Raw genomic sequence first — 24725 nt, forward strand, 5'->3', positions numbered from 1 at the left:
TTATGGTTGTTCTGCGGCGAGATAGCGCGCGAGCGCGTCCTGCCAGTCAGGCAGCGGCCGGAAACCGGCGGCTGCCAGCTTGGCCGTGTCCAGCCGACTGTTGTGCGGCCGCACGGCAAGGCTGCGGCCATATTCCTCGGTCGTCACCGGCAGCACGGTCATGGGGATGCCGGCGGCGCGGAAGATCTCGCAGGCGAAGTCATACCAGCTCACGTAGCCGCCGCTGTTGACCGCGTTGTAGCGGCCGTATCGGTCGGTCTCGACCATGTCGGCGAGCAGCCGCGCGAGATCGGGGACATAGGTCGGCGTGCCGACCTGATCGCATACGACGCGCAGCGTATCGTGCGTGCGGCTCAGCTGCAGCATGGTGCGCACGAAGTTTTTGCCGCCCGCGCCGTAGAGCCACGAGGTGCGCACGATGAAGTGCTGCGCGAGCGTGCCGCACACGGCACGCTCACCGTCGAGCTTGCTCTGCCCGTAGACATTCAGCGGGGCAAAGTGGTCGTAGTCCGCGGGGTAGGGGGCGGGATACGTCCCGTCAAAGACATAGTCCGTCGTCACATACAGCAGCTTGCAGCCGTGGTCACGGCTGGCCTCGGCCACGTTTTGCGTGCTGTCCCGGTTGACGGCAAACACCTGCTCGCGGTTTTCCGGCAGCTCCGCACCGTCCACGTCCGTCCATGCGGCGCAGTGGATGACCGCGTCCGGCTGCACGCCGACAAAGAGCGCCTGCACAGCCGATGCATCGCAGAGGCCTGCCTGCACATACGCCGCCGCGTCTGTGCTGCGGCACTGCGGCGCGCGCCCGACGGCGATGCCGTGATGACCGCGCCGGCGCAGTTCCGTCATAACGGAGCTCCCGAGCAGGCCGTTTGCACCGGTGACGAGTATGTTCATGATCTCACCTCCGCAGCGCTTGTTACATCACAGCTCGATGCCGAGCGCACGCAGCGCCGGCCAGTTTTGATCCTTTTCGCTGAGGATGGGCGTGTCCTGTCCCGGCCAGACGATGCCGATGTCCGCATCGTCGTAGCGCAGACCGCCCTCGTCCTCAGGGTGGTACACGTCGCCGCACTTGTAGGCAAAGACCGCCTGCTCGCTCAGCACCTGAAATCCGTGGGCAAAGCCGCGCGGGATGTAGAGCTGGCGGCGGTTTTCCGCGCTGAGCACGACGCCGACCCAGCGGCCGTAGGTCGCGCTGCCGCGGCGCAGATCCACGGCGACGTCAAAGATCTCGCCCGAGATCGCGCGCACGAGCTTTGCCTGCTGGTGCCGCTTTTGAAAGTGCAGCCCGCGCAGCACGCCGCGGTGCGAGCAGGACTGGTTATCCTGCACGAACGCATCCGTGATGCCGGCAGCGGCAAAGTCGGCCGCCCTGTAGGTTTCCATGAAATAGCCGCGCGCATCGCCGAAGCTCTTTACGTCGACGATCTGCACGCCGGGAATATCCGTGGGCGAAAAGGTGAAATTGCTCATGGCTGCTTCACCGTCTCGTAGGCGTACTGCGCCGGGTCACCGTAAAAGTCGAGCAGCATGTGCGCGAACTTGTCGTGCACGCCGTGCTTGGCCGGTGCCTGCACGATGTTCATGCCGGGGTTGTGGTTGCCCTCGATGAGCTCCAGTTTGCCGCCGGGCAGAATGGCCACGTCCCAGCCGACGACACGCAGGCACGGCAGCGTCTGCGCGGCGCTGCGGCAGAAATCGCAGATCTCCTCCCACTGAGGGATCACCTCGCCCCGGAAGGGCACGCCGGTCATCGGGTGGCAGAGATAGCTGTTGCCGTGCTCGTCGAGACCGTCGGTCATGATGACGCCGGTGGCCGGGTCGATCTCGCAGAAGATGCCGCCGCCGTGGGCGTTATCGACGTGCAGGCCGTTGTTGCCCACGCGCAGGCCCGCGCCAAAGACCTCAAAGCGCTCGCCGCGGCGGAACGTGATCACGCGCAGCGTGTTGAGCGACTCCGGGTGAAAGCGCGCGAGGGAGGCATCCGACTGGATGAATTCCTCGGCCAGATACTTGCCCGCGCACAGCTCGTCAAACAGCGCCTGCCGGTCGGGGGCTGCGTTCCACTCAGCCTCCGTCAGCTTGCGGAAACCGATGCCCCAGCTGGAATACTGCGGCTTGAGCGCGATGCTGTGGTACCGGCGCACAAAGGCGTCAAAGGCCGCAAGATCGCTCTCCGGCAGGTACAGCCAGCCGCGGCTGACAAACTGCGTGAAATTTTTCAGGAATGTTACCTTACTCTTGAGATACGGCTCGGCGGCGCTGTTGTACGGGCGCATGAGCAACGTCGCCTCCACGTCGGTGAGGTACTGCTTTTGCTGCGCGGTCGTCAGGCCGTAGAAGCCGAAGATCATGTACTCGGACATGGACACGCGCTTTTCCGGGTTGCTGCGTCGCACCTTGAGGTAGTCGTGAAAGAGCTGTTCGGCCGTGAAGCCCTCCGGCAGTTCACGGACGCCTTTGACGTAGTCGCACCAGCGCTTGTGCAGCACGGGGTAGGCGCGGAGATTTTTGACCAGTTTATTTTCAGTGAGGATGTTCTTCATCGGTTTCACCTGCACAGTCCCGGAGCAGCGGATATTTGCCCACTCCGTCGAATTGAATGATGTTGCCGCCCGGCCAGTGCCAGTTGCCCTCAATGAGCTCCGGCCCGTCGGGCGTGACGGCGATGTCCCAGCCGACGTAGCCCATGCCGGGCACGCGGTCCATGGCCCGGCGCACGCACGCGGTGAGCTCGGGCCAGAACGGGATCTGGAACCCTGGCAGATACGCACCCGATGCCGGGTGGCGGGTATAGTCGCCGAGATCGGTGTTGTTGCGGCCCGGGCCGGACACGCGGCCGGACGCCAGCTCCAGCGGGTAGGCGATGCCGCCGGTGTGGAAGTTGTCGGTCGCGGCGCCTTGACCGCCGCACTTGAGGCACGCGCCGATGAGCCGGACGCGGCCGCCGCGGCCGCGCGCGGCGTTGACGCGCACACTGTTGACGCACCCGGGGCTGAGTGCCTCGAGCGCGGGGTGCTGCCGGATGGGCGCCTCGAGCAGCAGCCGCTGCGCCCGGCAGTCGTTGTAAAATGCGGCACGGTCGGGGATGGCGGCGCTGCGGCGGCGCTCGATGCCGCGGCCCATCGTGCCGCCGACGGGCTTGAGAAAGAACGTGTCGTTTTCATCCAGAAAGGTGCAGAAAGCGGCAAAGTCCGCTTCCGGCGCGTAGACGTGTGCCCGCCGGACATCGGGCGCGAACACCGTGAGAAAGCGCGCCTTGCTTGCAAGGGCTTCCTTTTCCGCCGCCGCGGCATTGCGGTTGAGCGCCCGGTCGAGCGCACCGGAGCGGCCGGATGTGAGGAAGGCCGCACGCTGCCAGTCCGGCAGGGCAAAGAAGCGGAGCACAAAGTAGTTTTCCGGCGATGCGCCGTGCCGCACACTGCACCACAGCGCGTCGAGCAGATAGCCCGTCCGGCTGCCGCCGCGCTGCGCGCGTAGGCGCGTGCACATGCGGTAAGTCTTTTTCAGTGCGTTCCAGCGGGACATGGTTCAGCGCCCCTCTCTGCATCGTCCAGAATGGCCCGGATGTTGTCCCGGCCGAGCCGCTCGATCGTGCGGCCCTGCGCGCGCAGGTCACAGCCGAGCGCCGCCGAGGCGATCTCGATCAGCGACGAGCACACCGGCGTCGGCACACCCAGCGCCGCACCCAGCGACTCCAGCAGGCCGAGCCCCTGCGGCACATCCTCCATGATGTAGCGCGAGCGCACGGTCAGCGGCCCTTTTGCCCGCTCCGGCATGGCGGCGTAGGCGAAAAAGACCTCCTTCGCGTCACGCGCATCGTCGAGACTGTTGCGGAATTTACACGCCTCGACATACGGCACGGGGTCGCAGCCAAGGTGCTCGAGCACGCGCATTTTCTCGCCGTCGAGCGCCTCGAGCAGGTTCCAGGTCGACGGCGTGAACGCCTCGTGGTACATGCAGAAGTCGCCGTGCGTGGCCTCGATGCGCGGGATGCTCATCACGGCGCCGACCGTGTGCACGATCATGTTCGGGTTGTGCAGCGCGGCCTCGGCCACGCTCCTGAGATACACAAACGGCGTGCCCAGCCGGTCGAGCACTTCCCGTGCCGCCGGGAGCGCGTTGTGCGGGTAGACGCCGATGGGGTTGCGCACGTTGCGAAAGCCCACCTGAAACTCGCCCGGCGCGCCGATGCGCCCGTCGATGAAGTTGCTCTCCGCCTCGGCGAAGATGACGCCGTCGGCCGGGTGCAGCCCGAGCGCATAGGCGGTGGAGAGGTAGCCCGGGATCATCAGCAGGATCTGCCCCGGCGTCAGAAACGGCACGACGCGCCGCAGCACGTCCGGGTGGTAGCCCGTCTGCGTGCACAGCAGCACGATGTCCTTGCCGCGCACATCCGCCACGTCGCGCGACAGGTGCGCGATCACGCAGTCCGTGTCCGTGCCGAATTCGTGGATGCGCATCCGGCCGCCGGTCGCGCACAGGTGCGAGAAATTGTCGTCGTGCAGGCTGTGCGAGGTCTTGATGAGCGTGACCTCATGGCCGCGCGCGGCGTAGTCGGCCGCAAGTGCGCAGCCGCTGTTGCCCGCGCCGAGAATGGCAATGTTCATAGTGTTTCCTCCATCCTGCGGCCAAAGCGCAGGTCGGTCTCCGGCAGGCGCTTGTTGTCCAGCGCGGCCGCCGGGGTGAATGTCAGCTCACCGAAGCGCACGCCGCGCGGCGTGAGATACAGATCCACGCGCACGAAGTCAAACGGCTTGCTCAGCCGGTCGGCAATGGCAAAGGCTTCGTCCAGCCCTGCCGGCTTCGGCAGCGTGAAGTCCTCGGGTGCGGCCTGCGAGTCACGGTTGATGCGCAGGAGCCGGAAGTCCCGGTCGAAGAAATAAAACCTCGGCCAGCCCTCGTCGCGCCCCACGCAGAGCATAACACAATCCGCCCGGCCGTGGAAGCAGTAAAATTTATAGTCCTCCGGCAGCGTGCCGTCCGCGCTGCCGATGTACTCCTCCACGAGCAGCTTTTTCTCGACATGGCGGTACTGGAGCTCGGAGTAATACGCCCAGAACGGCTCGCGCCCCCAGGCGCGCAGCTGCTTTTCGGCGGCGTTCGTGTCGAGCGCGCTTTTGTCCGTGCAGATGAGGTTGTAGCCGCAGCCGAAGTTCCACTTGACGGCGAAGCGCTCTGGCAGCGCGTCCCAGTCGATGTCCTCCGGCCGGTCGTACACGGCGAGCAGGCGGTTGAGCGTGCCGCCGCAGCCGCAGCCGTCCACATAGTCGCGCACGCGGTATTTGTCCGCGCACTGGCGCACGACGGGGTCCGTGCCGAAGCGCTCGAGCTTTTGCTTGAGCAGCTTTTCGTTGAGCGTCTGCGGGTGCTTCAGATCCGGCAGACGGCCGAACTTGCGCAGGTATAACAGTTTGGTGTTCCACCGCGGCGAGAGGTAGGACAGCCCGGCGTAAAACGCCCGGGTCGCGCGGCGGGTCTTTTTCTTTTTCATGGCGCGGTGCCGCCTTTCTGCGCGCTCAGGCGTCCGCGAGCGCGACGGTGTTTACCGGCTGCGCTGCCGCGGGCTCTGCCGTCTCGGATGCAAGGATCAGCTCCTCGGCCGCATCGAGCGAGTCGAGCAGGCAGTCGATGACGAATTTTGAGCGCCGCACGATCGAGCGGTACTCCATCTTCGAGGCCACGTACTGATAGTGCAGCACGGAGATCGACGGGTCGTAGCGCACGACGCTGCCCTCCTGGCGGCAGATCCAGTCGAGGATCTCCATCTCGTAGTACATGAACGTTTTCGGGTAAAACGGCTCGGGGTGGCGGGCAAGATAGCGCTGCGAGAAGATCACGCACGAGCCGTGCAGCACGACGCCCTCCGCGGGGCGCGTGGTGTCAATGTGCTGTTTTTTCCGGTTGCGGATCTGCACGAGCCGCCAGATGGCGGGGCTGTTTTTCTCGCCGCTGCTCAGCAGCAGGAGGATGGGATTTTTGCTGCGCGCAACGCACGCACGCTTGTGCCGCACGCTCTCGAGCGTGCAGCCGTGCAGCGTTTTCGGGCTCTGGTGAATGCCGGAGAACACCGACACAATGTCCGGCCCGAGCAGGTCGAACGGGTGCTGCGCGTAAATGCGCGCGATCTGGGGAATGAAGTCGTGCTGCGGGATCTCGACGTCGTTGTTGAGCACGACGGTGAAGTCCGCGTCCAGATGCTCGTACACCCAGCGCGTGCCGACGTTGTTGCCGCGGGCAAAGCCGTCGTTCTTGCCGTGCAGCAGCACGGTCACGTCCGGGCTCGCGGCGAATTCCTCCGCCAGAACAGCGCCCGTGCCGTTCGGGGAGGCGTTGTCCACGATGACGATGTGCTTGTCGCCCGCGAGCGCGCGGATGCTCTTGACGCAGCTGCGGGTCGTGTCGATGGCGCGGTAATGCAAAATGACGAATGCGGTCATGGTGTCTGTCCTTTCTGCTGCCGGCGGGCGCGTAGGCAGTTGGCGAGGTAATAGCTCAGGTCATAGGGATTGTGGCTGAGCCGGAAACTTTTGCGGAAGTGCGCGGCGGCGCGCGCCGGATCGGTCGGGTGGCTGCGCTTGCCGAGACGGCGGTTCATCACGGCGTCGCTGCGCGGAAAGCGTTGGTAGAGCGCTGCGTGCTTTTCATACAGCCGCAGCAGGTGGGGGTAGGATTTGACGACGGCGGAGATGCTGTCGCCGCCGACCTCGGACTCCACCAGTGCCTCCGGCAGGTACACGAGTCGGAAGCGCTCGGCCGCCCGGATGGCAAAGTCCCAGTCCTGATAGCGGCGGATGGTCTCGTCGAAGCGCACGGTCTCCCACACGGCGCGGTGCATGAGCATGGTCTGGGTGCTGGCGCGGTTCTCGGCCAGAAAATCCTCCAGCGCGCGGCCGGGGTGCGGCGCGTGCACGGGATAATAAAACGAGCTGCCGTTTGCGGCGACGCGGTTCATGCCGCAGTAGCACAGATCGGCCCCGGTGGCCGTGAGCAGATCATACTGCTTTTGCAGCTTGTCCGGGTGCCAGAGATCGTCGCTGTCCTGAAAGGCGAGGATGCTGCCGCGTGCCTGTTGCGCGCCGAGATTGCGGGCATAGCACGCGCCGCGGTTGTCGCCGTAGCGCACGTAGTGCACGCGCGGGTCGGTGCTGCGGTCGAACAGGCGCTCCGTGCCGTCGGTCGAGGCGTCGTCCACGACGATGACCTCGATGTTCCGGTAGGTCTGCGCCAGCACGCTTGCAATGCACGCCGGCAGCTTGTCCCTGCGGTTATAGGTCGGGATGACGACCGAGATCAGATCATTCATAGGCTGCCTCCATTCACGGCCGGGTAGGGGAAAGCCGCGCGCATCTGGCGCTTTTTCTCCTCGACCTGCTCCGGCCGGATGCGCCAGCCGTCCCGGATCTCGGCGATGGCGGGCGCTGCGCTCACGCGCAGGTCGCGCGGCGAATGCTGCACGCCATAGGCGGAATAGTAATCATCGAACTTATACCCGTCGCCGAGCGGGCGGTCGGAAAAGACGATGTGCAGATTCGGGATGTGGAAGCTGTCGGCCGCGATCAGCCCGTGCAGACTGCTCGAGAGGATGCAGCGGCACTGCGCGATCTCGGTCAGCACGGCGATGGGGTCATCCTTGACGTTGATGAACTTCGCGTTTTCGTACCGGCCCAGCAGATCCGTCACGGTGGGGTCATTCAGGTCGCAGACGTGCGGCACGATGCCGATATCATACCGTTTTTCGGGCAGCGTGTCCAGCAGCTCGTCTGCGAGAATGCCACCGTCGCCGGTCGGAATGTCGAGCGTGCGGCCGGTCATGCGCTCGACGCTGCGGCGCGTCAGCTCGCCGCGCACGGCGTGAAAGCGCATGTCGCGCTTGAAAAAGCGTCCGCGCGCATCGTCGTAGTTGATGAATCCGGAGCCCCAGACGTCCACGTGCGGGTGCGTCCGGCCGTTGATGCACTGCTGCAGCTTCATGAGCGGATTGCCGTGCAGCTTATACTGTGCCAGACCGCTGCCGATGGCGCACAGGTCGCCGGTGAGAAACGAGCAGCGCTCGACCCGGTAGCCGAAGCAGCGCTCGATGATGAGCGGGTTGAGCAGATCGCCCATGTTGGCGATGCGGGCATAGTACAGATTCAGCGTGTCCGACATGGCGGTCACCTCCGGGGAAGATCACAGCGCGCGGCTGTAGGGAATGGCATAGAAAAACAGGAAAAACAGGCCCACACACAGGCCAAATACGAGGTACACCCGCCACAGCCGCCGGTCCTTTCGGCAGGCGGCGGCCTCCTCCGGGCCGGTGGGCGCATCGAAGAGCCGTTCGCGCGCGAGCTGTTCTGCCTGCGTCGGCGGCCGGAGCGCAGAGCCGATCACCGCGCCGAGGATACTCAGCACGATGCCGATGAAAAACGCATCCGCCCAGACCGGCGGCGTGATGCCGCGCAGGGCGTAGATCGCCTTCGCGCCCACACAGCCGAGAAAGCCGAGCAGCATCCCGAGATACGCGCCGCAGCGGCTCAGGCGGCGACTCCACACGCTGCCGAAAGCCACGAGACTCCACGCGCCCGCGATGACGGTGCCGCCGAAATACATGATGAGGAAGATCTGCGGTGGATTGAGGTAGGCGAGCGCGAGCACGACAAGACTGACCGCCAGCATCGCCCAGCGGGAGCGGGTGAGCTTTTTGCGGTCGCTTTCGGCCTCGGGCAGAATGTCGTTGACGACGGAAAACCCGATCAGCGACAAAAACGTCGACGCCGACGAGATGCCGGCGGCGCTGATGCCGATGAGCAGCAGCATGCCGATGACCGGCGGCAGCACGTGTGTGGCGGCCCAGATCATGGCCTCGCTGCCCGGAAGGCTGCCGTTGATGTTGCGCACGAACGCGGCGGAAAAGTACAGCGCGATCGTCACGACCATGACGCCCATGGACGACCACACGGATGAGCGCAGGACGACGTGCTCGTCCTTTGCCATGAGGTAGCGGCTCGTCTGCCATGGACTGATGGCCACAACGAGCGCCCAGACGATGCCGTAGGTCACCGCCCAGGCGGTGTTGCTCACGCCGTCAGGATAGAGGTAGTCCGGGTTTCCGGCCCAGGAGAGGATGCCGGGCATGGTGTCGCTGTTGGCGAGCGCCTCGATGCCGGCGAACCAGCCGCCGCCCGCACGGATGAGAAACGGGACGGCGACGAGCGCGGCCGCGAGAAAGACGAGAAACATGATCGTGTCCGTCAGCAGCACGCCCGGCGAGCCGGAATAGATCGTGAAGGCGGTGAACGCCAGCCACACGATCACGGCGCACAGGCGGTAGTCATAGCCCGTGATGCTGCTCATGAGCGTGGCCACGCCCTGAATGGCGCTGAGCAGATATGCGCTCACGGACACGAGCAAAATCACGGCCGAGAGTCGGCGCAGATGCTTCGAGCAGAAGCGGCGGCCGAAATACTCCGGCAGCGTCGTCACCTCGCTCCGGCGGATGTACCGGCCGAAGAAGCCGGCACCGTAGATATAGCCCGTCGCCTGAATGACGCCGACGGTCACGATGCCGATGAAAAAGCCGGAGTAGACCTCGCCCGTGTCGCCGAGAAACGCGCCCGTTGAAAGAAACGACGCGATGAGCGACCCGACGATCAGCAGCGTTGGCGCGTTGCGGCCGGAGACGTAGTAGTCGTTCGTATCCTTGACCATGCGCCCCGCGGCGATGCCGACGGCGAAGAACACGACGAGCGCAGCGAGAATTCCCAGGAAATACAGATTCATTTTTTCCGCCCGTCCCCGCGTTTCGGGCCCGTCACGGCCCGGTAGACAAATGCGGTGATGACGATCCAGACACCGAAAGCGACTGAGAGAACAGCTTCCATACCGGAACCTCCGTGAGATGTTAGTCGAGCTTCAAGAGCACGCGCGCATAGTGGTCGTTATTGACGAACGGGCGGCCGTTGAGCTCGTCGAACAGCGGCTGATAGCCATAGCCGTCCGTGACCCAGGCATAGCCGCGGTACTGCGCGGTGTTGAAGCCCGGAATGGTGTTGGCCTCGATGATGAGCGGGCCGTCCGCGGTCATGGTCACGTCCCAGCCGATGTTGGAGATCTTGCTGGCCAGCGGCACGGCGCGGCGCATCATGTCAATGGTCTCGGCCCAGAACGGGAGCTGCAGGCCGGGGAAGGGCACGCCCGTGACCGGGTGCGTATGATAGTCGATGAAATTGTTCTGATCCACGGCGTCCGTGAGAACGACACCGGTGCGGATGTCGATCATCGCGGTCAGTGCGTCCTGGCAGCCGTTGGAGATGTCCTTTTCGATGGCGGTCGTGAGCACCGGGGCAAACAGATACGTCCCGGACGGCGCGGTCACGGTGTAAAAGCGCACGATGCTCACGGCGCCGGGGTTGAGCTGCGCGAGCGTCGGATGCTGCTGGATGTATTCTTCCACGATGCCGCCGGAATTTGCGCGCAGATACGCGAGTGCGTCTGCCTGTTCGGCCTCGGTCGCTGCCGGGAGGATGCGCACGCCCGTGCCCTGACCCTTGCAGTTGGGCTTGTAGACGACCTTCCCGGCGTCACCGGCGAGCGCGCGCAGCAGCGCCGCGTCCACGGCGGACGCCTGCACGCAGCGGCGGCCGTAAAAGTCGGAAAAGACCTTGGAGAAGATGTATTTGTTCATCAGGATCGCAATGTAGCGGCGGTCGGTGAAGTTCTTGCGGAACTCCGCGCGCGTCCAGAGCGTGGACATGGTGCGCTTTTGCGCCTCCGTGCGGTCGTGATAGCCGACCCACTCATATTCGTTGAGCGAGATGTGGTTGCGCTTCTTGGCCTGCAGGATGTCCTTTTCGATCTCGGCGGCGTTCTCGCCGTGCCGGGCAGCGTAATCCGCGGCGAAGTCGCGGATGTATCTGCGTGCGGAGATCCAGCTGCCCAGTGTCCGTTTTTGTTCCATGTTGCATTCTCCTGCGTCAGATTTGGAGCTTCCTCAGCTTTTCAAAGGCATTCACCGGGGATGCTTTTGAGAAAATGAGGCGGCAGGGAAGCCGCACGAATGTGCGGCTTCCTCGTTTGCTTAGTAGTTTGGTGTGTCCCATTCATCCGGCACCCAGTCCTTGGGTACCATGGTGCTGCGGAAGCTGCCGTCCATCTCGCGATAGGCCATGCGCAGCTTCTGGATGCGCCACGCACCATCGCTGCCCTTGACAAAATCGTCGCAGTAGACCAGCCAGCCCTGCAGGACCTCGCTGTCATCATAATAGCACATATGGTCCTCGTATTGGAATACCCCGCGTGCGTGCGTGTCGTCGATCAGCCAGATCATTGGCTGATGGCCCATGTGCATCGTCTGCATGTCCTTGTTGCACCATTTGGCGTTGCGCGCCTGCAGGAGCTTGTCCTTGACGGCGAGATGGCCATTGAGGTAGTAGCGGAAGTCGTCCGTAAACAGCTCCATCACATACTCTTCTTTTTTCATGTCCATGCACCACCAGTAGAAGTACTTGCATTCGATGATCTTCTGGAGCTGGCACAGCTGCTCAGGCGTGTATTCCTGACGGCGGACGTGCTTGATGACATCGAGCACCATGTCGCGGACTTTGTCCGGGAATGGGATGTTTCTCGTCGCCATGGCGGGATTACTCGATGGTCTCGAAGTAGTCGTAGGACGGATCCTTGACCTTGTCGCGGCCATTGTTGTAGTCAGGCGCGAAATCGGGGTGCAGGATCATGGTGTTGTCGCCGGCGACGGTGCGCTTGACAACGAGCCACTTGCCGTCGCGCTTCTCCCAGAGGTCGATGTCACGGCAGCGTGCCACGACGACCATGCCGTTGCGATACTTGCAGGCGGCGTACATGTAAGCCTCGGCGGCGGCCTTGGTGCCGTCCTCGTTGAGCTTGATGAGGATGTTGGTCATGACGTGGTGCGTGGAGACCATCTTGCGGTGCATCTTGAGCATCATGTCGATGAAGCCGTAGCCGGTGCCCTTGTAGGTCGGGCCGTAGTCGACCTGCGCGTCCTCGGCGAACACGGTCTTGCCGAGCGGGTTGTCGATGCGGTCCAGTGCGCGGGCGTAAACGTAATACTGGTCACGGATTGCGTCTTTTTCTACGAGTTTTTCAAGTTCAGTCATGGTTTTTTCTCCTTTCGATGTTGTCCTTGTTGGCTTCCTTTGCTTATTTACAGCAGTGGCGTCACATCTGCGCGATGAGCGCTTCCAGTTCTGCCTTTCTGCCGGTTTGTGTGATGATCTGCATGCCGCCCATCTGCGCGGTGCAGTTGGCCTCGACCATGCACCAGCCGTGTGTGCTGTAGGCAAGGTCCCAGCCGCAATAGTGATTTCCGGGCACCATGTGCGCCGCCGTTGTGACCATGGCAACGGCTTTGTCCCATTCCGGGAGGCGGTAGCCGTTAAAGCGCACGCCGGTGTCCGGATGGGCCGCGTAGCGGCGGCCCTTTTTGTCCGCGCCGTCGGAGCAGATGCACCCGGTCTCGGGGTCGATGAGTGCGCTGATGCCGCCGGCGCTGAAATTGTCGATGATGCCGTCGCCGCGTCCGACGCGCAGCGTGGGGTGAAACAGCCGCACCTCACCGTCGGCCAGGACGACTGTCGGGATGCGCAGCGTGTTGACCGACTGCGGGTGGATGCGGGAGAGCGCCTCGCCCTGCTCGATGATCTGCTCGAGGATGGCGCCGTGCGCACTGTAGGCGGCGTGCGCAGCCTCGAGATAGGGGTAGTCGCGGATGGACTCGGTATGTACGCCCTTGCCGAAGGCGGCGTAAATGGGCTTGACGATATAATCCGGGTGCGCCTGCGTGAAATCGCGCAGTGCCTCGAGCGCGGCGGGCGTGGGCTGCGCGCCTTTTTTGATGCGCAGCACATCGCGGCCGTAAAAGTCGCGGAATTTCTGGTACGTCAGGTACTTGTTCTCGAGCAGGTTCGTGTTCTTCGGGTCGTTCATGCGCGGGTAGTAGCTCATGCGCACGCCCTCGGTGATGAAGCTGTCGCGGTAGGCGGCGTCCTTCCCCTCGTAGCCGAAGAGGAAATATTCATTGTAGTACGAGCCGTACCGGAACAGGCTCCGGATCATGTCGCGCCGCAGACGGTACAGGCGCTTTTTGTCGCTCAGTACATCCACGCCGCGGTACTGGGCGATGGTCTTGTCCAGATCCCGCCGCTTGCGGTGGTAGTAGTATGCCTTGCGGTACCAGGTCTGAAAACGGATCTTTCGGTAGACTTTGCGCCGCAGTTTTTTCAGCACGGGGATCACGCTCCGTTCGCAGGGATTTTTTCACTCATTTTGGTTCAAGCCGCCATACATCGAATGTACGACGGCTTGAATAAAGCGGGTTTCTTTACTTTTTCTTGATGACTTTCTTTTTCTTCGGGCGGAACATGTTGATGCGGATGCGGTGCGTGTTGTCGCGCTGGAAGGATTCCTCATACACGCGCAGGTAGCCGGTGTCCTCGATCAGCCACTCACCGTCGACCTTGACATACTTGTCGGTGTAGATGGCAGAGCCCTGAATCTGCGTGCCGCAGTAGGGGTTGCCCTCGGCGAAGATCAGGTTGTCCTGCAGATACCACTTGCCGTAGGCGACCGTGTCGCTTTCAAACCAGATGACCGGGTTGTGACCCTGATGCAGGGTGATCTCGGTGTGGGGCATGGACTCCTTGAAGTAGTTGGTGATCTCCTTCGGGCCGTGGAAAACGAGCTTGCCGTTGGAGTAAGCCGTGGAGATGTTCGGGGTCATGGTCGTCTCCAGCTCGTCCCAGTTCTTGGTGTCGAGCGCGCGGAAATACTTGCTCTTGAGCTCCTTAATGGCCTGCACGTCCTTGAGACGCTGCACTTCTTTCTCGAGTGCTTCGAGACGTTCTTCAACTGTCATAATGATAACCTCCTGACTTGTTATCTGTGTTTGACGTTTGCGATCAGACCTTCATGGCGGCGGCGTAAGCGTCGGCGGTGGCTTCGATGCCCATGTCGGCCTTCTTGGCGCTGCCGATCACGTCGCAGGGGATGCCGAGCTCGCTGCACGCATCGGTCAGCTCCTGCGTCGGGCGGGAGTGCATGCCGGTGGCGATGACGAGGGAATCAAAGTGGCGGGTCTTCTCAACGGTCTTCTTGGCCTTGTTCGTGAACGCGTAGGTGATCTCGTGGTCGCCGATGTTGGTGACCTTGGAGTTGCGGCTCTTCTTGATGGTATCGCCGGGGTACTCGATGTCGAGGAACATGGTGCGCAGCATACCCATCTTGTTGCCGACGCGCTTGGAATCCATCACGCGCACATCGGTGACGCCGTGCTCGATGAGGAACTGCGCGGTCTCGCAGCCAACGCCGCCGCCGCCGAGGATGATGGTTTCACCGTGCGGCATGGCCTTGCCGGCCAGCACGTCCTCAGCCACGTAGACGTCCTTCGCGGTGTCGAGACCCGGGATGTTCGGGGCGACAAAGTGCGCGCCGGTGGCGACGATCACGTGATCGGGCTTGACTTCCTTGATGAGCTCGGGCGTGACGGTCACGCCGGTCTTGATCTCGATGCCCATACGCTTGCACTCCTCAGCGTCCCACATGACGGCGTCGGTGAAGGCCTGCTTCTTCGGGGCCTTTCCGGCGAGCACAAAGTGGCCGCCCGGGGCGTCGGTGGCTTCATAGACGGTCGGATTGTGGCCGCGAGCCTTGAGGTACTCGGCTGCCATCAGACCGCCGATGCCGGCGCCGATGACCATGACGTTCTTGGCTTTCTCCGGCTTCGGGAGGCCCTTGTACTCCAGGCAGAGCGCCGGGTTGCGGGTGCAGGTGATGTGCTTGGCCTTCGGATCGATGACCTTGTCATAGCAGCCCTCGGTGCAGCCGATGCAGCGGCGGATCTCCGCCTCGCGGCCTTCCATGGACTTGTTGCACCATTCGGGATCGGCGAGCTGCGCACGGCCGACGGCGACCATGTCGATCTTGCCCTCACGGATGAGCTGATCGGCCAGAGCGGGGTCGACGATGCGGCCGACGCCGATGACCGGGATGTTCACGCGCGCCTTGATGGCGGCGATGTTGTCCATGTTGAAGCCGGGCTCCAGATTGTAGGGCGGCACTTCATACACGGTCGCAAGGCTGCGGGCGTTGCCGCGGGACAGGTCGATCGCATCGACACCGGCCTCGGCGGCCCAGTTGATGAACTGCACGGTCTCGTCCTGCGTGGTCACGGCCGGGAGCATCTCGTCGATGGCGTCCAGGCGCATGAGCAGCGGCATGTCTTCCGGCATGTTCTTGCGCATCTCGCGGATGACCTCGAGATTGAAGCGGCAGCGGTTCTCCAGGCTCTGGTTGCCGTACTCGTCGGTGCGCTTGTTGAGCGAGGGGTTCATGAATTCGTGCGGCAGATAAGTGTGTGCGCCGTGGAACTCGAGTGCGTCAAAGCCGGCCTCGACAGCGAGCTTGGCGGAGTAGCCGAACTGCTTGACGATCTCGTGGATGCGCTCGACGGTCAGCGTGTCAGGCGTCTCAAGCTTGTTGGTCTTGTCGAAGAACTCTTCGGGCACGAAGCCGCCGTGCCAGATCTGCACGCCTGCTTTGCCGCCGGCCGCGTGGATCGCGTCGGTGATCTTGCGCAGCTGGTCTCTGTGGTGCTCATTATAAAGGCCGAGGTACAGGTATGCATGGCACTCGGGGCAGATGGAGACGAGCTCGACAATGTTCAGGCCGCAGCCGCCGGCTGCGCGCGCCGCATGGTAGGCGGGCAGATCCTCGCCCACGTCGTTCTTGTCCTTGACCATCTTGGTGTTCATACCCGGCAGGACCACACGGTTTTTCAGCTCAAGCCCTCTGAGCTTGATGGGAGAAAACAATGCATCGTAACTCATGAAATACACCTTTCTTCATTGGAATGAATCCGAATCTGATTTCCTACACGTCTGCCTGAGAGCGGAGTTCCTTAATCATGTCCGACGGACCCGGGAATGATCCGGCGGAGACCGGCCGCTGGTGGCCGGATTCCGCTCTGCATCAGCTATTGTAGAAATTTTAACACTAGGCCGCAAAACGTGTCGGAAAGAATGTGGCGTAATCATGCGCGGGAAATGTACAAAAACTTCAGTTTTATTGTCACATGGCGGACGAAGTGTGGCGTAATATACAAAATCGGCTGCGATTTCTTGTGCAGTTTCGCTTCTTTCCACAGAGAACGCCGGGGGATCGCTGCGCTTTTTCGGCATGTTATCGACGGACAATTTCGACAAAATGGGTGCAAAATGTAGTGAAAACGAAAAAAGTGTCTGCCTGCGCGCCATCATTTTCTGAAATTCTTTTTGAAAATGTGGATTATTTAACAAGAAAATGTGCGACATGGCCGCGCCGTTTCCTTTATACTGAAAGCACAAACCATCCGGAGCACCCATGCGCGCCCTCCGGCCGGCATGTCCGGCGGGCGGCCGTTGCGTGGGATACACATTTAATAATCGTTCAGGAGGCAATCACATGATAACCGATATGAAAGATGCGAAAATCTTCTCGCCCCTGCAGCTGGGCAGAACGACGCTGAAAAACCGTATCGCCATGGCGCCGATGAGCATGCACTATGAGGCGACCAACGGCACGGTGCCCAAGCAGCTCGCGGATATCTTTGTGCGCCGCGCAGAGGGCGGCGCCGGCTACGTCGTCATCGACGCAGTCACGGTCGATCATAAGTATTGGTACATCGGCAAGACGACCGCGCTGGACAAGGACTCCCTCGTCCCGCAGTTTGCCGCCTTTGCCAAGCGCGTGAGCGATGCCGGCAGCACGCTCTTCCCGCAGCTCATTCACCCCGGCCCGGAGTCCATCTGTGCGCTCAAGGGCATCACGCCGCTCGGCCCGTCCGTGAACACGAACGCCAACGGCGCTGTCAGCCGCCCGATCACCATTGACGAGATCCACAAGGTCGTCAAGCAGTACGGCCAGGCCGCGCGCCGCGCCGAAGAGGCCGGCTGCGGCGGCATTGCCCTGCACGTCGCGCATGCTTACATGCTGCCGGGCGCATTCCTCAGCCCGCTGCGCAATAAGCGCATGGACGAGTACGGCGGCTGCATCGACAACCGCGCGCGCCTGATCCTGGAGATCATTGAAGAGTGCCGCCGCAACATCAGCCGCGATTTCCCGATCGTGCTGCGTGTCTCCGGTTCCGAGCGTGAGCCGGGCGGCAACTCCCTGGATGAAATGCTTTACCTCGCCCCGAAGTTCGAGGCTGCGGGCGTTGACATGCTCGAAGTCTCCGGCGGCGTCCAATATGAGGGCCTTCAGAACATCCTTCCTTCCCACAGCCAGAAGATCGGCATGAACGTCTACGAGGCGTCGGAGATCAAGAAGGTCGTGAACATCCCGGTTTTCGTTGTCGGCAAGATCAACGACGTGCGCTACGCCGCCGATCTGGTGGAGCGTGGTCTGGTGGACGGCGTGTCTATGGGCCGTCCTTTGCTCGCAGACCCCGACCTGCCGAAGAAAGCTTACGAGAACCGCTTCGATGACATCACGCCCTGCGGCTCCTGCGGCGGCCGGTGCATCACGCCGGAAGATCCGCATCATCCGGTCTGCAAGTGCCACATCAACCCGCTCGTCGGCCACGAGTATGACTATCCGTTCAACCCGACCGACAAGCCGAAGAAGGTCCTCGTCATTGGCGCCGGCCCCGGCGGCATGTACACCGCTGTCACGGCGGCCGAGCGCGGCCACGACGTCACCGTCTGGGAGAAGAGCAAGCAGATCGGCGGTCAGCTGAATCTGGCGGTCGTCTCTCCCGGCAAGCAGGAGATGTGCAAGTGGCTCACGCACCTGAACTACCGCGCCAAGAAGGCCGGCGTGAAGTTCGAGTTCAAGAAGGAAGCCACGGTCGAGAACGTGAAGGAATTCGCGCCCGATGCCGTCGTCGTCGCCACCGGCGCGACGCCGCTCATCCCGACCTTCATCAAGGGCGTCGGCGACTATCCGATCATCACCACCCATGATATCCTCAGCCGCAAGGTCACCATCCCGAAGGGCACGGTCTGCATCCTCGGCGGCGGCGAAGTCGCCTGCGAGACGGCCGAAATGCTCATGGCCGACGCGCGTCCGAACTCCTTTGCCACCACCGGCAGCATCGGCGACGTGGAAGTCACGCTCGTGGAGATGCAGCCGCAGCTCATGACCGGCGTCTGCCTGCCGAACCGCAACATTGCGCTCGCCAGCCTGCGCCGCGAGGGCGTTAAGAGCTACATCAACTCCAAGGTGCTCGAAGTGACCGAGCACGAGGTCAAGATCCAGCACAAGGATGGCACGGAAGAGTGGCTCAAGGGCTTTGACTACATTGTCCTCGGCCTCGGCTCCCGCAAGTACGATCCGCTGTCCGAAGAGCTCAAGGCGTTCGTGCCGGAAGTCCACGTGATCGGCGACGCCATCAAGCCGGGCCAGTCCAGCGATGCCATGCATCAGGGCTTCCACGTCGGCTACGAGCTGTAAGTCAGCGTCAATTCTCTTTGCTATTTTTCTTTTCATCCTCTTACTCCTTTCAATCTTATCACAGCGCGAAGGCCCGCCGGATGCACACCGGCGGGCCTTTTGCCACTTTTCGCTTTTTGTAACACAACGGGGAAAATGTTTAAAAGTTTGGAATTCGTTCACTTGTTTTTTGCACAAAAAGCTGTTAATCTATAAACAGAAGTATTGTCGGTTGCCGGTTTGCAAGCCGTATTGTTACCACGAATGGGGGCTAAGCACGTTGAAGAGAAAAAACAGGCCGCTCTGCGAGACACCGCGCAGCGGGTATTTTTGCGGGCCGGATAAGTATCTCCGTCTTCAGGAGCACACCATTAGTGAGGAGCTGTTCCCCGTTATGGAGGTGGACAGCTATTTTGTGCTTGTCCGCAGCGGCAGCGGCAGCTTTATCATCAACGGGGAGGAATTCCCCGTGCAGGCGGGCTGCGTTGCCTGGATCCAGTGCTCGCAGGTGCTGACGATCTGCCCCGAATTCGGGGAGACGCTCACGCTCTGGGTCGCCGCGTTTGATTATCAGCTTTTGAGCTATTATATGTTCAATCAGATCACCAACCTGCGAGAGGTCGAGATCGTGACCGGCCTGCCGGTCATCGGGCCGGAAGGGGACGATGTTCGCCAGATCGCGCGGCAGTTTGAGCAGTTTCGCCACCTGAGCGCGAAAAACAGCTGCGGCTCGGCTGTGATCCGCAGCTCCTTCCTGCGCAAGATCGAGCTGCTGTATAACCGCGCCGCCGCACGCCGCAAGGAGCAGTACTCGCTGCTGGATATGCCGCTCGGCCGGCGCGCCAGCCTCTATATCGCCACGCACAGCACGGCGGAGCTCACGGCGGCCTCGGTCGCCGAGGCGGTCTCGTCCGACGCGGATGAGACGGCACTCAACCATGCGCTGCTGATTGCCACGGGGCTGAATTTCAGCCAGTATGTCAACCGCGTGCGATTGATCCTGGCCATGTCGTACTTCCTGTATGACAGCCTGCCGTTTGACTATGTGTCGTCCATCTCCGGCTTTCATATGAGCATCACGTTTTTCCGCCGCTTCAAGGCGCTGACCGGCATGACCCCGCAAGGGTACCTCAACGATATGCTCAGCGACGGGAAGGACGGCCGGGTCTACCGCGGCATGATCCTGAGTGAGACGCTTATCTCTGCCATCAGTTATCTGTATGAAAATATGTCCGAGCCGATCGACGCGGAAAAGATCGCGCACGATCTCTACACCTCGGAGAATATCCTGCGTGTGCAGCTCAAGACGCGCCTGAACTCCAGCTACAAGCAGATTCTGTCGATGTTCCGTGTCCGCTATGCCGAGGCGCTGCTCACGACGACGGAGCTGCCGACAGTCGACATCGCCATGGAGACGGGCTTCGGCTCTGACCGCACGATGGGCCGCGTGTTCTATGCGCTCAACAAGATGTCACCAGGCGAGTTCCGCAAGCAGAGAGGACAGGGGAGGAAGCAGCATGGCTAACGAACGTTCATCCGGCACGGCATTTTTCAGCTCCAAGGACGAGAAGTCCGTTCTGGCCGGCGCGCATGACTATTTTGTCAACAATGTCCTGCCCAGCGATATCAAGGCGTGCGTGCGCAAGATCAAGGCGCCGACGCTCTATGTCAATAATCACGACGAGACGTTCCTGCTCGTGCGCAGCGGCCACGGTACACTCACGGTCAACGGTCTGGATTACCGCCTCAAGCCGGACACCCTCGTCAACCTCGGGCCGTTTCACCGCTACCGCTATCAGCCGGACAAGGGGGAGACGCTTGAGATCGCCGAGAGCCGCATGAACAGCGGCACATATGTCTACCTCGTGGCGAACCCCTATATGAAGTTCGAGCAGTTTTATGTCCCGTCCGAGCCGCCGGTCGTGGCGCTGCACGGGCTGTATGCCGAGATCGCGAATGATGCCATGGACGGCATTCTCGCGGAGACGGAGCGGCAGTCGCCCGATCAGCTCCAGCTGTGCTTCTGCTATATGATGGATCTGCTCGGTATCGTGACCGAGAAGATGCCGCGGGAATATTTTCACCAGATACCCGGTCGAAAGTGAGAATTAACAGAAAATATCGTCAATGTGGACAAAGCCTCAAAAGCGACAGCGGTCGTCTTTTGAGGCTTTGCCAGTTTTGCCACGAAATCTGTTGTGAAATCTTATTTTTTGTCGTTTTTAACGATAGCAAAACAGGAGGCAACGCCCGGAAGAAAATCGAATCTAATGTTAAAATATTATCGTTCCTTAACAAAAGCATAACTGCTGGTGTGTGTCCGGGGTGACGGGAAAGCTCCGGAAAAGGTCAAAGATTTGCGTTAAGAAAGGACAAAGAATCATGTTTGAAAATGAATTCAAAGGTAAGGTCGTTCTTGTTACCGGTGGTAGTCGCGGCATCGGCTTCGCGGCAGTCAAGGGCTTTCTCGCTGCGGGTGCCAAAGTGTACTTCCTCAGCCACTATGAAGAGACCGGTGCCAAGGCTCTAGCAGCGCTCAAGGAGATCAACCCCGACTACGAAGTCATGACCAAGGCCATCGACCTGTGCGACTACAAGGCCGTTCAGGAACTGTACAAAGAGATCATTGCCAAGTGGGGCCGTCTGGACGTGCTCGTCAACAACGCCGGCACCGACAACAGCACCTGGCTGACCAGGCTCAAGCAGTCCGAGTGGGATGCCGTCTGCAACCTGAACATGAAGGCCCCCTACACCATGATGAAGTACGCGATCCCGCACCTGGTCAAGACCAAGGGCTGCATCGTCAATACCGCTTCCGTCGCCGGTGTCTATGGCTGCCCGACCGGCCTGCCGTACCCCGCCAGCAAGGCTGCCCTGATCGCCATGACCAAGTCCGTCGCTTATTCCTTCGCCAACAAGGGCGTGCGTGTCAACGCGGTCGCTCCGGGCGTTGTCAACACCGACATGGTCGCCAATATGCCGCAGTTCGCCAAGGACTCCGTCGGTGATACCATCCCGATGAAGCGCTTTGCCGAGCCCGAGGACATTGCCAACGGCATCCTGTTCCTGTCCTCCAGCGCCGCGTCCTACGTCACCGGCGTCTGCCTGCAGATCGACGGCGGCTACCGTCCGAACAACCTGCCGAAGTAATTTTCCAAAGCCGCTGATCCCGCCCGCTGAGGGCGGGCGGGATCGGCGTATGCAAAATTCAGTGCTGTCAGGAAGTGATGGAGATGCGCACGCAGCATTTTAACATTTTCAATACCGGGACGGAGAGCTTCTTCACACCCGGCACACAGCTGGCGAACATCGCCGCCGTGAAGCCGGATGCGCCGGCGGTCATTTACGTTTCCCCGGAAAACAAGGAGTCCGTCATGACGTGGCGGGAGCTCCACGAGCTCTCGAACCGCATTGCCTGGTACCTGCTCGGTCAGGGCGTCGGCCCGGGTAAGAGCGTGCTCGCCGCGCTGCCGAACATCCCGACGCACATCGCGCTCGCGTTCGGCATCTGGAAGACCGGCGCCTGCTACGTGCCGGTGTCCAACCGCGCGCCGCAGCGCAATCTGATGGAGATCTGCGCGTGTGTGTCTCCGGCGCTCGTCATCACGAACCGCAAAAAGCCGGACGGCTATCCCGGCCTGAGCACGGCGGAACTCAGAACACTGTGTGCCGACTGCCCCGCGGACATGCCCCCCGATGTGCTCGCCATCCCCAATCTTGCCAACTGCTCCGGAGGCACGACGGGGAAGACGAAGGTCATCGAGCAGGACATGCCGGCAGGGGAGAGCGACGAGGGTCTGCGGACCTGGTTCGCCGTGTCCGGCATGCGCTTTGAGATGCGCCAGCTGCTCGCGGGCCCGCTGTTTCACGGCGCGCCGCACTCGGCGGCCTTCAACGGCCTCTACTGCGGCAACACGCTCATCATGCCGGCCAAGCTCGACGCCGAGACGATCGTGCGGCTCATCAAAAAGTACCGCATCGAGTATGTCCAGATGGTGCCGACGCTCATGCAGCGCATCAGCCGCATGCCCGGCTTCCGGAAGGAAGACCTTGCGAGCCTCGAGGTGCTTTGCCATACCGGCGGCGTCTGCTCGCAGGATCTCAAGCGCGAGTGGCTTCAGATCATCCCGCCCGAGCGGCTCTACGAGATGTACGCCATGACCGAGTGCATCGGCATGACGTCCATCCGCGGCGACGAGTGGCTGCGCCACCCCGGCAGCGTCGGCAAGATGCACTGCGGCCGGGTGTCCATCCGCGATGAGGACGGCCACGAACTGCCCACCGGCGAGATCGGCGAGATCTTCATGTCCTGGGGCGACAACAGCCCGCGCGTGATATATAAGAACATCCCGCCGCTGCCGACGGACAGCGAGGGCTTCCGCAGCGTCGGCGACATGGGCTATGTGGACGCGGAAGGCTACCTGTACTTTGCCGACCGCCGCAGCGACATGATCGTCACCGGCGGAGAAAATGTCTTTGCCGCCGAGGTCGAGATGGTGCTCAAAAAGCACCCCAAGGTGGTCGACGCCGTGGTCATCGGCCTGCCGGATCCCGATTGGGGCCACCGTATCCACGCCATCGTGGAGACGAACGGCCCGGTCGGAAATAAGGACCTGATCCGCTTCGCACTCAATTATCTCCCCCCGTACAAGATTCCCAAATCCATTGAATTGGTGGATCACATCCCCGTGAACGAAAACGGGAAAGTCGTGCGCAGCAAGCTCGTCGAGGAAAGCCTCGCCAAAGGCTATTGAGCACGCAGAAGAAACCAACTGTCACACGGCTTCGTGCCGGAATCACTAGACAGGAGAATGTACTCATGGAAAACAACAAAAATTATATGAAAGGCTTTGTGCCCTACGCTATTGCGGCGGCGATCCTGAGCCTTTGCGGCGGCTTCACCGCTTCGGTGCCGACCGCGATCTCCACGGCCTGGGATGCCGACTCGTCCCTGACCTTCATCACGCTGGCTTACTCCCTGGCTGCCGCCGCCATGGCGCCGATCCTGGGCAAGCTCGGCGGCGTGATTGGCCGCAGAAAGATGCTGCTGAGTGCCATGGGCCTTTACACGGTCGGCCAGGCTCTCATCGCCATCTGCCCGCAGAACATCCCGCTGCTGCTCGTGTTCCGCTTCATGGTCGGTATCGGCGCTGCCGGCATCGCCCCGGTCGTCATGTCCTACATCATGATGGAGTTCCCGCCCGAGAAGATGGGCCAGGGCTTCACGGTCTACATGGCAGTTGCCTGCGGCATGGTCATCTTTGGACCCACCGTCGGCGGCATCATCATGAAGGTCATCGGAACGGCCAATGCATGGCGCATCGTCATGTGGGTCTGCGTCGCGCTGTGCGTGATCACGTTCCTGATCTGCTTTGCAAAGGTCAAGGATAACCCGAACATCCCCAAAGGCACCATGCAGGGCTTTGACTGGGCAGGCGCCGTGTTCGTCCTGCTCATGTTCGGTGCGCTCGTCTGCGTGCCCACCTTCGGCCAGCAGAACGGCTGGGCCAGCGCTGCGACGCTTGCGTCCATCGGCGTGGCCGTCGTTGGCCTCATCGTCCTCTTCCTGGTTGAGAAGAAGGCCTCCAACCCGATCCTCAACGGCAAGTTCATGGCTCGTAAGAACTTTGTGCTCCCCGTGCTGGTCATGCTCCTGACCCAGGGCCTTATGACCGCCTGCCTGACCGAGATCATCCGCTTCGGTTATGCCATCGACAAGGCCACCGTCGCTGCGGTTGCCATGAGCATTGAGTACCTCGGCATGGCGATCGGCACCGTCGTCCTCGGCCCCATGGCCGACAAGAAGGAGCCGAAGGTCGTGGCTGCCATCGCGCTCGTGTTTGTCGCCATCGGCTCTCTGATCATGCTCTTCATCGGCGAGAATGCCGGCATCCTCATGATGGGCGGCGCTCTGTTCTTTGTCGGTCTCGGCATCGGCGGCAACGGCACCATCTTCATGAAGGTCGCCCTGTCCGGTGTTGCTCCGGCTGAGTCCTCCTCCGCTTCCGGCACGTACAACGTGTTCCGTGATATGACTGCTCCGTTCGGTGTTGCCATCTTCGTGCCCATGTTCGTCACGGGCATGACCAAAAAGGCCGCCACCGGCATGGCAGTGCCCGCAGCTGCCGCCAGCGCGCTGCACTCCGTGGCGCTCGTGCAGCTCATCTGTGTCATCGTCGGTATCGTGGTCTGCTTCCTGATCCCGAGCGTGCACAAGAAGGCAGAAGCTGCCAAAGAGTAATTTCTTCCGACCAATCAACCTCATTCAGTGCGATACGCACAGAAAGGATTGTCAT

General features: G+C 61.8%; 23 protein-coding genes. 6 read left to right on the forward strand and 17 right to left on the reverse strand.

Going from position 1 to position 24725, the window contains the following annotated elements; translation table 11 throughout:
- From rfbD to OGM61_05595, 17 genes are all read right to left on the reverse strand, one after another.
- A complete protein-coding gene (rfbD, locus tag OGM61_05515; GenBank protein ID UYI85533.1) occupies positions 1-897 on the reverse strand; it encodes a dTDP-4-dehydrorhamnose reductase in 897 nt (298 codons plus the stop codon).
- A gap of 27 nt (positions 898-924) precedes the next feature.
- On the reverse strand, positions 925-1476 hold the full coding sequence (gene rfbC / locus OGM61_05520; protein UYI85534.1) for a dTDP-4-dehydrorhamnose 3,5-epimerase: 552 nt from the start codon (positions 1474-1476) through the stop codon (positions 925-927).
- The gene (locus OGM61_05525) at positions 1473-2549 is read right to left on the reverse strand and encodes a hypothetical protein (GenBank protein ID UYI85535.1); all 1077 of its coding nucleotides are present in this window, start codon (positions 2547-2549) and stop codon (positions 1473-1475) included. The genes rfbC and OGM61_05525 overlap by 4 nt, the downstream gene beginning before the upstream one ends.
- Positions 2530-3531 carry a hypothetical protein gene (locus OGM61_05530; protein ID UYI85536.1) on the reverse strand — a complete coding sequence of 334 codons (1002 nt, stop codon included), beginning with the start codon at positions 3529-3531 and terminating at the stop codon, positions 2530-2532. Before OGM61_05530 ends, OGM61_05525 begins: the two co-directional genes overlap by 20 nt.
- The gene (locus tag OGM61_05535; GenBank protein UYI85537.1) at positions 3510-4613 is read right to left on the reverse strand and encodes an NAD/NADP octopine/nopaline dehydrogenase family protein; all 1104 of its coding nucleotides are present in this window, start codon (positions 4611-4613) and stop codon (positions 3510-3512) included. Before OGM61_05535 ends, OGM61_05530 begins: the two co-directional genes overlap by 22 nt.
- Positions 4610-5497, reverse strand: coding sequence for a hypothetical protein (locus tag OGM61_05540; GenBank protein UYI85538.1), 888 nt, complete (start codon positions 5495-5497; stop codon positions 4610-4612). The genes OGM61_05535 and OGM61_05540 overlap by 4 nt, the downstream gene beginning before the upstream one ends.
- A 25-nt stretch (positions 5498-5522) precedes the next feature.
- Complete coding sequence (locus OGM61_05545; protein UYI85539.1) at positions 5523-6443, reverse strand: glycosyltransferase; 921 nt, start codon at positions 6441-6443, stop codon at positions 5523-5525.
- Entirely contained in the window at positions 6440-7309 is an 870-nt protein-coding gene (locus OGM61_05550) for a glycosyltransferase (GenBank protein UYI85540.1), read from the reverse strand. Before OGM61_05550 ends, OGM61_05545 begins: the two co-directional genes overlap by 4 nt.
- Positions 7306-8154, reverse strand: coding sequence for a polysaccharide pyruvyl transferase family protein (locus OGM61_05555; protein ID UYI85541.1), 849 nt, complete (start codon positions 8152-8154; stop codon positions 7306-7308). Before OGM61_05555 ends, OGM61_05550 begins: the two co-directional genes overlap by 4 nt.
- A 21-nt stretch (positions 8155-8175) precedes the next feature.
- Positions 8176-9765, reverse strand: a complete 1590-nt coding sequence (locus OGM61_05560; protein UYI85542.1) for a sodium:solute symporter family protein — start codon at positions 9763-9765, stop codon at positions 8176-8178.
- 121 nt (positions 9766-9886) lie between these two features.
- A complete protein-coding gene (locus OGM61_05565; GenBank protein UYI85543.1) occupies positions 9887-10942 on the reverse strand; it encodes a hypothetical protein in 1056 nt (351 codons plus the stop codon).
- Between the two features lie 120 nt (positions 10943-11062).
- Positions 11063-11617 (reverse strand): nuclear transport factor 2 family protein, encoded by a 555-nt coding sequence (locus OGM61_05570; protein UYI85544.1) that lies wholly within the window; start codon positions 11615-11617, stop codon positions 11063-11065.
- A 7-nt stretch (positions 11618-11624) separates the two neighbouring features.
- Positions 11625-12119: a nuclear transport factor 2 family protein gene (locus OGM61_05575; protein UYI85545.1), complete on the reverse strand. Its 495-nt coding sequence runs from the start codon at positions 12117-12119 to the stop codon at positions 11625-11627.
- Positions 12120-12180: 61 nt separating this feature from the next.
- The gene (locus tag OGM61_05580; GenBank protein ID UYI85546.1) at positions 12181-13248 is read right to left on the reverse strand and encodes a hypothetical protein; all 1068 of its coding nucleotides are present in this window, start codon (positions 13246-13248) and stop codon (positions 12181-12183) included.
- A gap of 94 nt (positions 13249-13342) precedes the next feature.
- The gene (locus OGM61_05585) at positions 13343-13876 is read right to left on the reverse strand and encodes a nuclear transport factor 2 family protein (protein UYI85547.1); all 534 of its coding nucleotides are present in this window, start codon (positions 13874-13876) and stop codon (positions 13343-13345) included.
- 43 nt (positions 13877-13919) lie between these two features.
- Positions 13920-15845, reverse strand: a complete 1926-nt coding sequence (locus OGM61_05590) for an NAD(P)/FAD-dependent oxidoreductase (protein UYI85548.1) — start codon at positions 15843-15845, stop codon at positions 13920-13922.
- 75 nt (positions 15846-15920) lie between these two features.
- Complete coding sequence (locus OGM61_05595; GenBank protein ID UYI83346.1) at positions 15921-16379, reverse strand: hypothetical protein; 459 nt, start codon at positions 16377-16379, stop codon at positions 15921-15923.
- Positions 16380-16458: 79 nt separating this feature from the next.
- Here OGM61_05595 and OGM61_05600 point away from each other — a divergent pair, with 79 nt between their 5' ends.
- The 6 genes from OGM61_05600 to OGM61_05625 all read left to right on the forward strand — a co-directional run bounded on the left by OGM61_05600 (position 16459) and on the right by OGM61_05625 (position 24670).
- The gene (locus OGM61_05600; protein UYI83347.1) at positions 16459-18450 is read left to right on the forward strand and encodes an NAD(P)/FAD-dependent oxidoreductase; all 1992 of its coding nucleotides are present in this window, start codon (positions 16459-16461) and stop codon (positions 18448-18450) included.
- 259 nt (positions 18451-18709) lie between these two features.
- Positions 18710-19954, forward strand: coding sequence for an AraC family transcriptional regulator (locus OGM61_05605; protein UYI83348.1), 1245 nt, complete (start codon positions 18710-18712; stop codon positions 19952-19954).
- The gene (locus OGM61_05610; protein ID UYI83349.1) at positions 19947-20534 is read left to right on the forward strand and encodes a hypothetical protein; all 588 of its coding nucleotides are present in this window, start codon (positions 19947-19949) and stop codon (positions 20532-20534) included. Before OGM61_05605 ends, OGM61_05610 begins: the two co-directional genes overlap by 8 nt.
- A gap of 277 nt (positions 20535-20811) precedes the next feature.
- Positions 20812-21579, forward strand: coding sequence for an SDR family oxidoreductase (locus OGM61_05615; GenBank protein UYI83350.1), 768 nt, complete (start codon positions 20812-20814; stop codon positions 21577-21579).
- An 83-nt stretch (positions 21580-21662) separates the two neighbouring features.
- Complete coding sequence (gene baiB / locus OGM61_05620; GenBank protein UYI83351.1) at positions 21663-23183, forward strand: bile acid--CoA ligase BaiB; 1521 nt, start codon at positions 21663-21665, stop codon at positions 23181-23183.
- Between the two features lie 65 nt (positions 23184-23248).
- Positions 23249-24670, forward strand: a complete 1422-nt coding sequence (locus OGM61_05625; protein UYI83352.1) for an MFS transporter — start codon at positions 23249-23251, stop codon at positions 24668-24670.
- The last annotated feature ends 55 nt before the right edge of the window (positions 24671-24725 follow it).

This window comes from Clostridiales bacterium (assembly GCA_025757645.1).
Classification (GTDB): domain Bacteria; phylum Bacillota; class Clostridia; order Oscillospirales; family Oscillospiraceae; genus CAG-103.

Coding starts and splice junctions, on each gene's coding strand:
- rfbD (UYI85533.1), bottom strand. CDS start 897: ATGAACATACTCGTCACCGGTGCAAACGGCCTGCTCGGGAGCTCCGTT.
- rfbC (UYI85534.1), bottom strand. CDS start 1,476: ATGAGCAATTTCACCTTTTCGCCCACGGATATTCCCGGCGTGCAGATC.
- OGM61_05525 (UYI85535.1), bottom strand. CDS start 2,549: ATGAAGAACATCCTCACTGAAAATAAACTGGTCAAAAATCTCCGCGCC.
- OGM61_05530 (UYI85536.1), bottom strand. CDS start 3,531: ATGTCCCGCTGGAACGCACTGAAAAAGACTTACCGCATGTGCACGCGC.
- OGM61_05535 (UYI85537.1), bottom strand. CDS start 4,613: ATGAACATTGCCATTCTCGGCGCGGGCAACAGCGGCTGCGCACTTGCG.
- OGM61_05540 (UYI85538.1), bottom strand. CDS start 5,497: ATGAAAAAGAAAAAGACCCGCCGCGCGACCCGGGCGTTTTACGCCGGG.
- OGM61_05545 (UYI85539.1), bottom strand. CDS start 6,443: ATGACCGCATTCGTCATTTTGCATTACCGCGCCATCGACACGACCCGC.
- OGM61_05550 (UYI85540.1), bottom strand. CDS start 7,309: ATGAATGATCTGATCTCGGTCGTCATCCCGACCTATAACCGCAGGGAC.
- OGM61_05555 (UYI85541.1), bottom strand. CDS start 8,154: ATGTCGGACACGCTGAATCTGTACTATGCCCGCATCGCCAACATGGGC.
- OGM61_05560 (UYI85542.1), bottom strand. CDS start 9,765: ATGAATCTGTATTTCCTGGGAATTCTCGCTGCGCTCGTCGTGTTCTTC.
- OGM61_05565 (UYI85543.1), bottom strand. CDS start 10,942: ATGGAACAAAAACGGACACTGGGCAGCTGGATCTCCGCACGCAGATAC.
- OGM61_05570 (UYI85544.1), bottom strand. CDS start 11,617: ATGGCGACGAGAAACATCCCATTCCCGGACAAAGTCCGCGACATGGTG.
- OGM61_05575 (UYI85545.1), bottom strand. CDS start 12,119: ATGACTGAACTTGAAAAACTCGTAGAAAAAGACGCAATCCGTGACCAG.
- OGM61_05585 (UYI85547.1), bottom strand. CDS start 13,876: ATGACAGTTGAAGAACGTCTCGAAGCACTCGAGAAAGAAGTGCAGCGT.
- OGM61_05590 (UYI85548.1), bottom strand. CDS start 15,845: ATGAGTTACGATGCATTGTTTTCTCCCATCAAGCTCAGAGGGCTTGAG.
- OGM61_05595 (UYI83346.1), bottom strand. CDS start 16,379: ATGGGTGCTCCGGATGGTTTGTGCTTTCAGTATAAAGGAAACGGCGCG.
- OGM61_05600 (UYI83347.1), top strand. CDS start 16,459: ATGATAACCGATATGAAAGATGCGAAAATCTTCTCGCCCCTGCAGCTG.
- OGM61_05610 (UYI83349.1), top strand. CDS start 19,947: ATGGCTAACGAACGTTCATCCGGCACGGCATTTTTCAGCTCCAAGGAC.
- OGM61_05615 (UYI83350.1), top strand. CDS start 20,812: ATGTTTGAAAATGAATTCAAAGGTAAGGTCGTTCTTGTTACCGGTGGT.
- baiB (UYI83351.1), top strand. CDS start 21,663: ATGCGCACGCAGCATTTTAACATTTTCAATACCGGGACGGAGAGCTTC.
- OGM61_05625 (UYI83352.1), top strand. CDS start 23,249: ATGGAAAACAACAAAAATTATATGAAAGGCTTTGTGCCCTACGCTATT.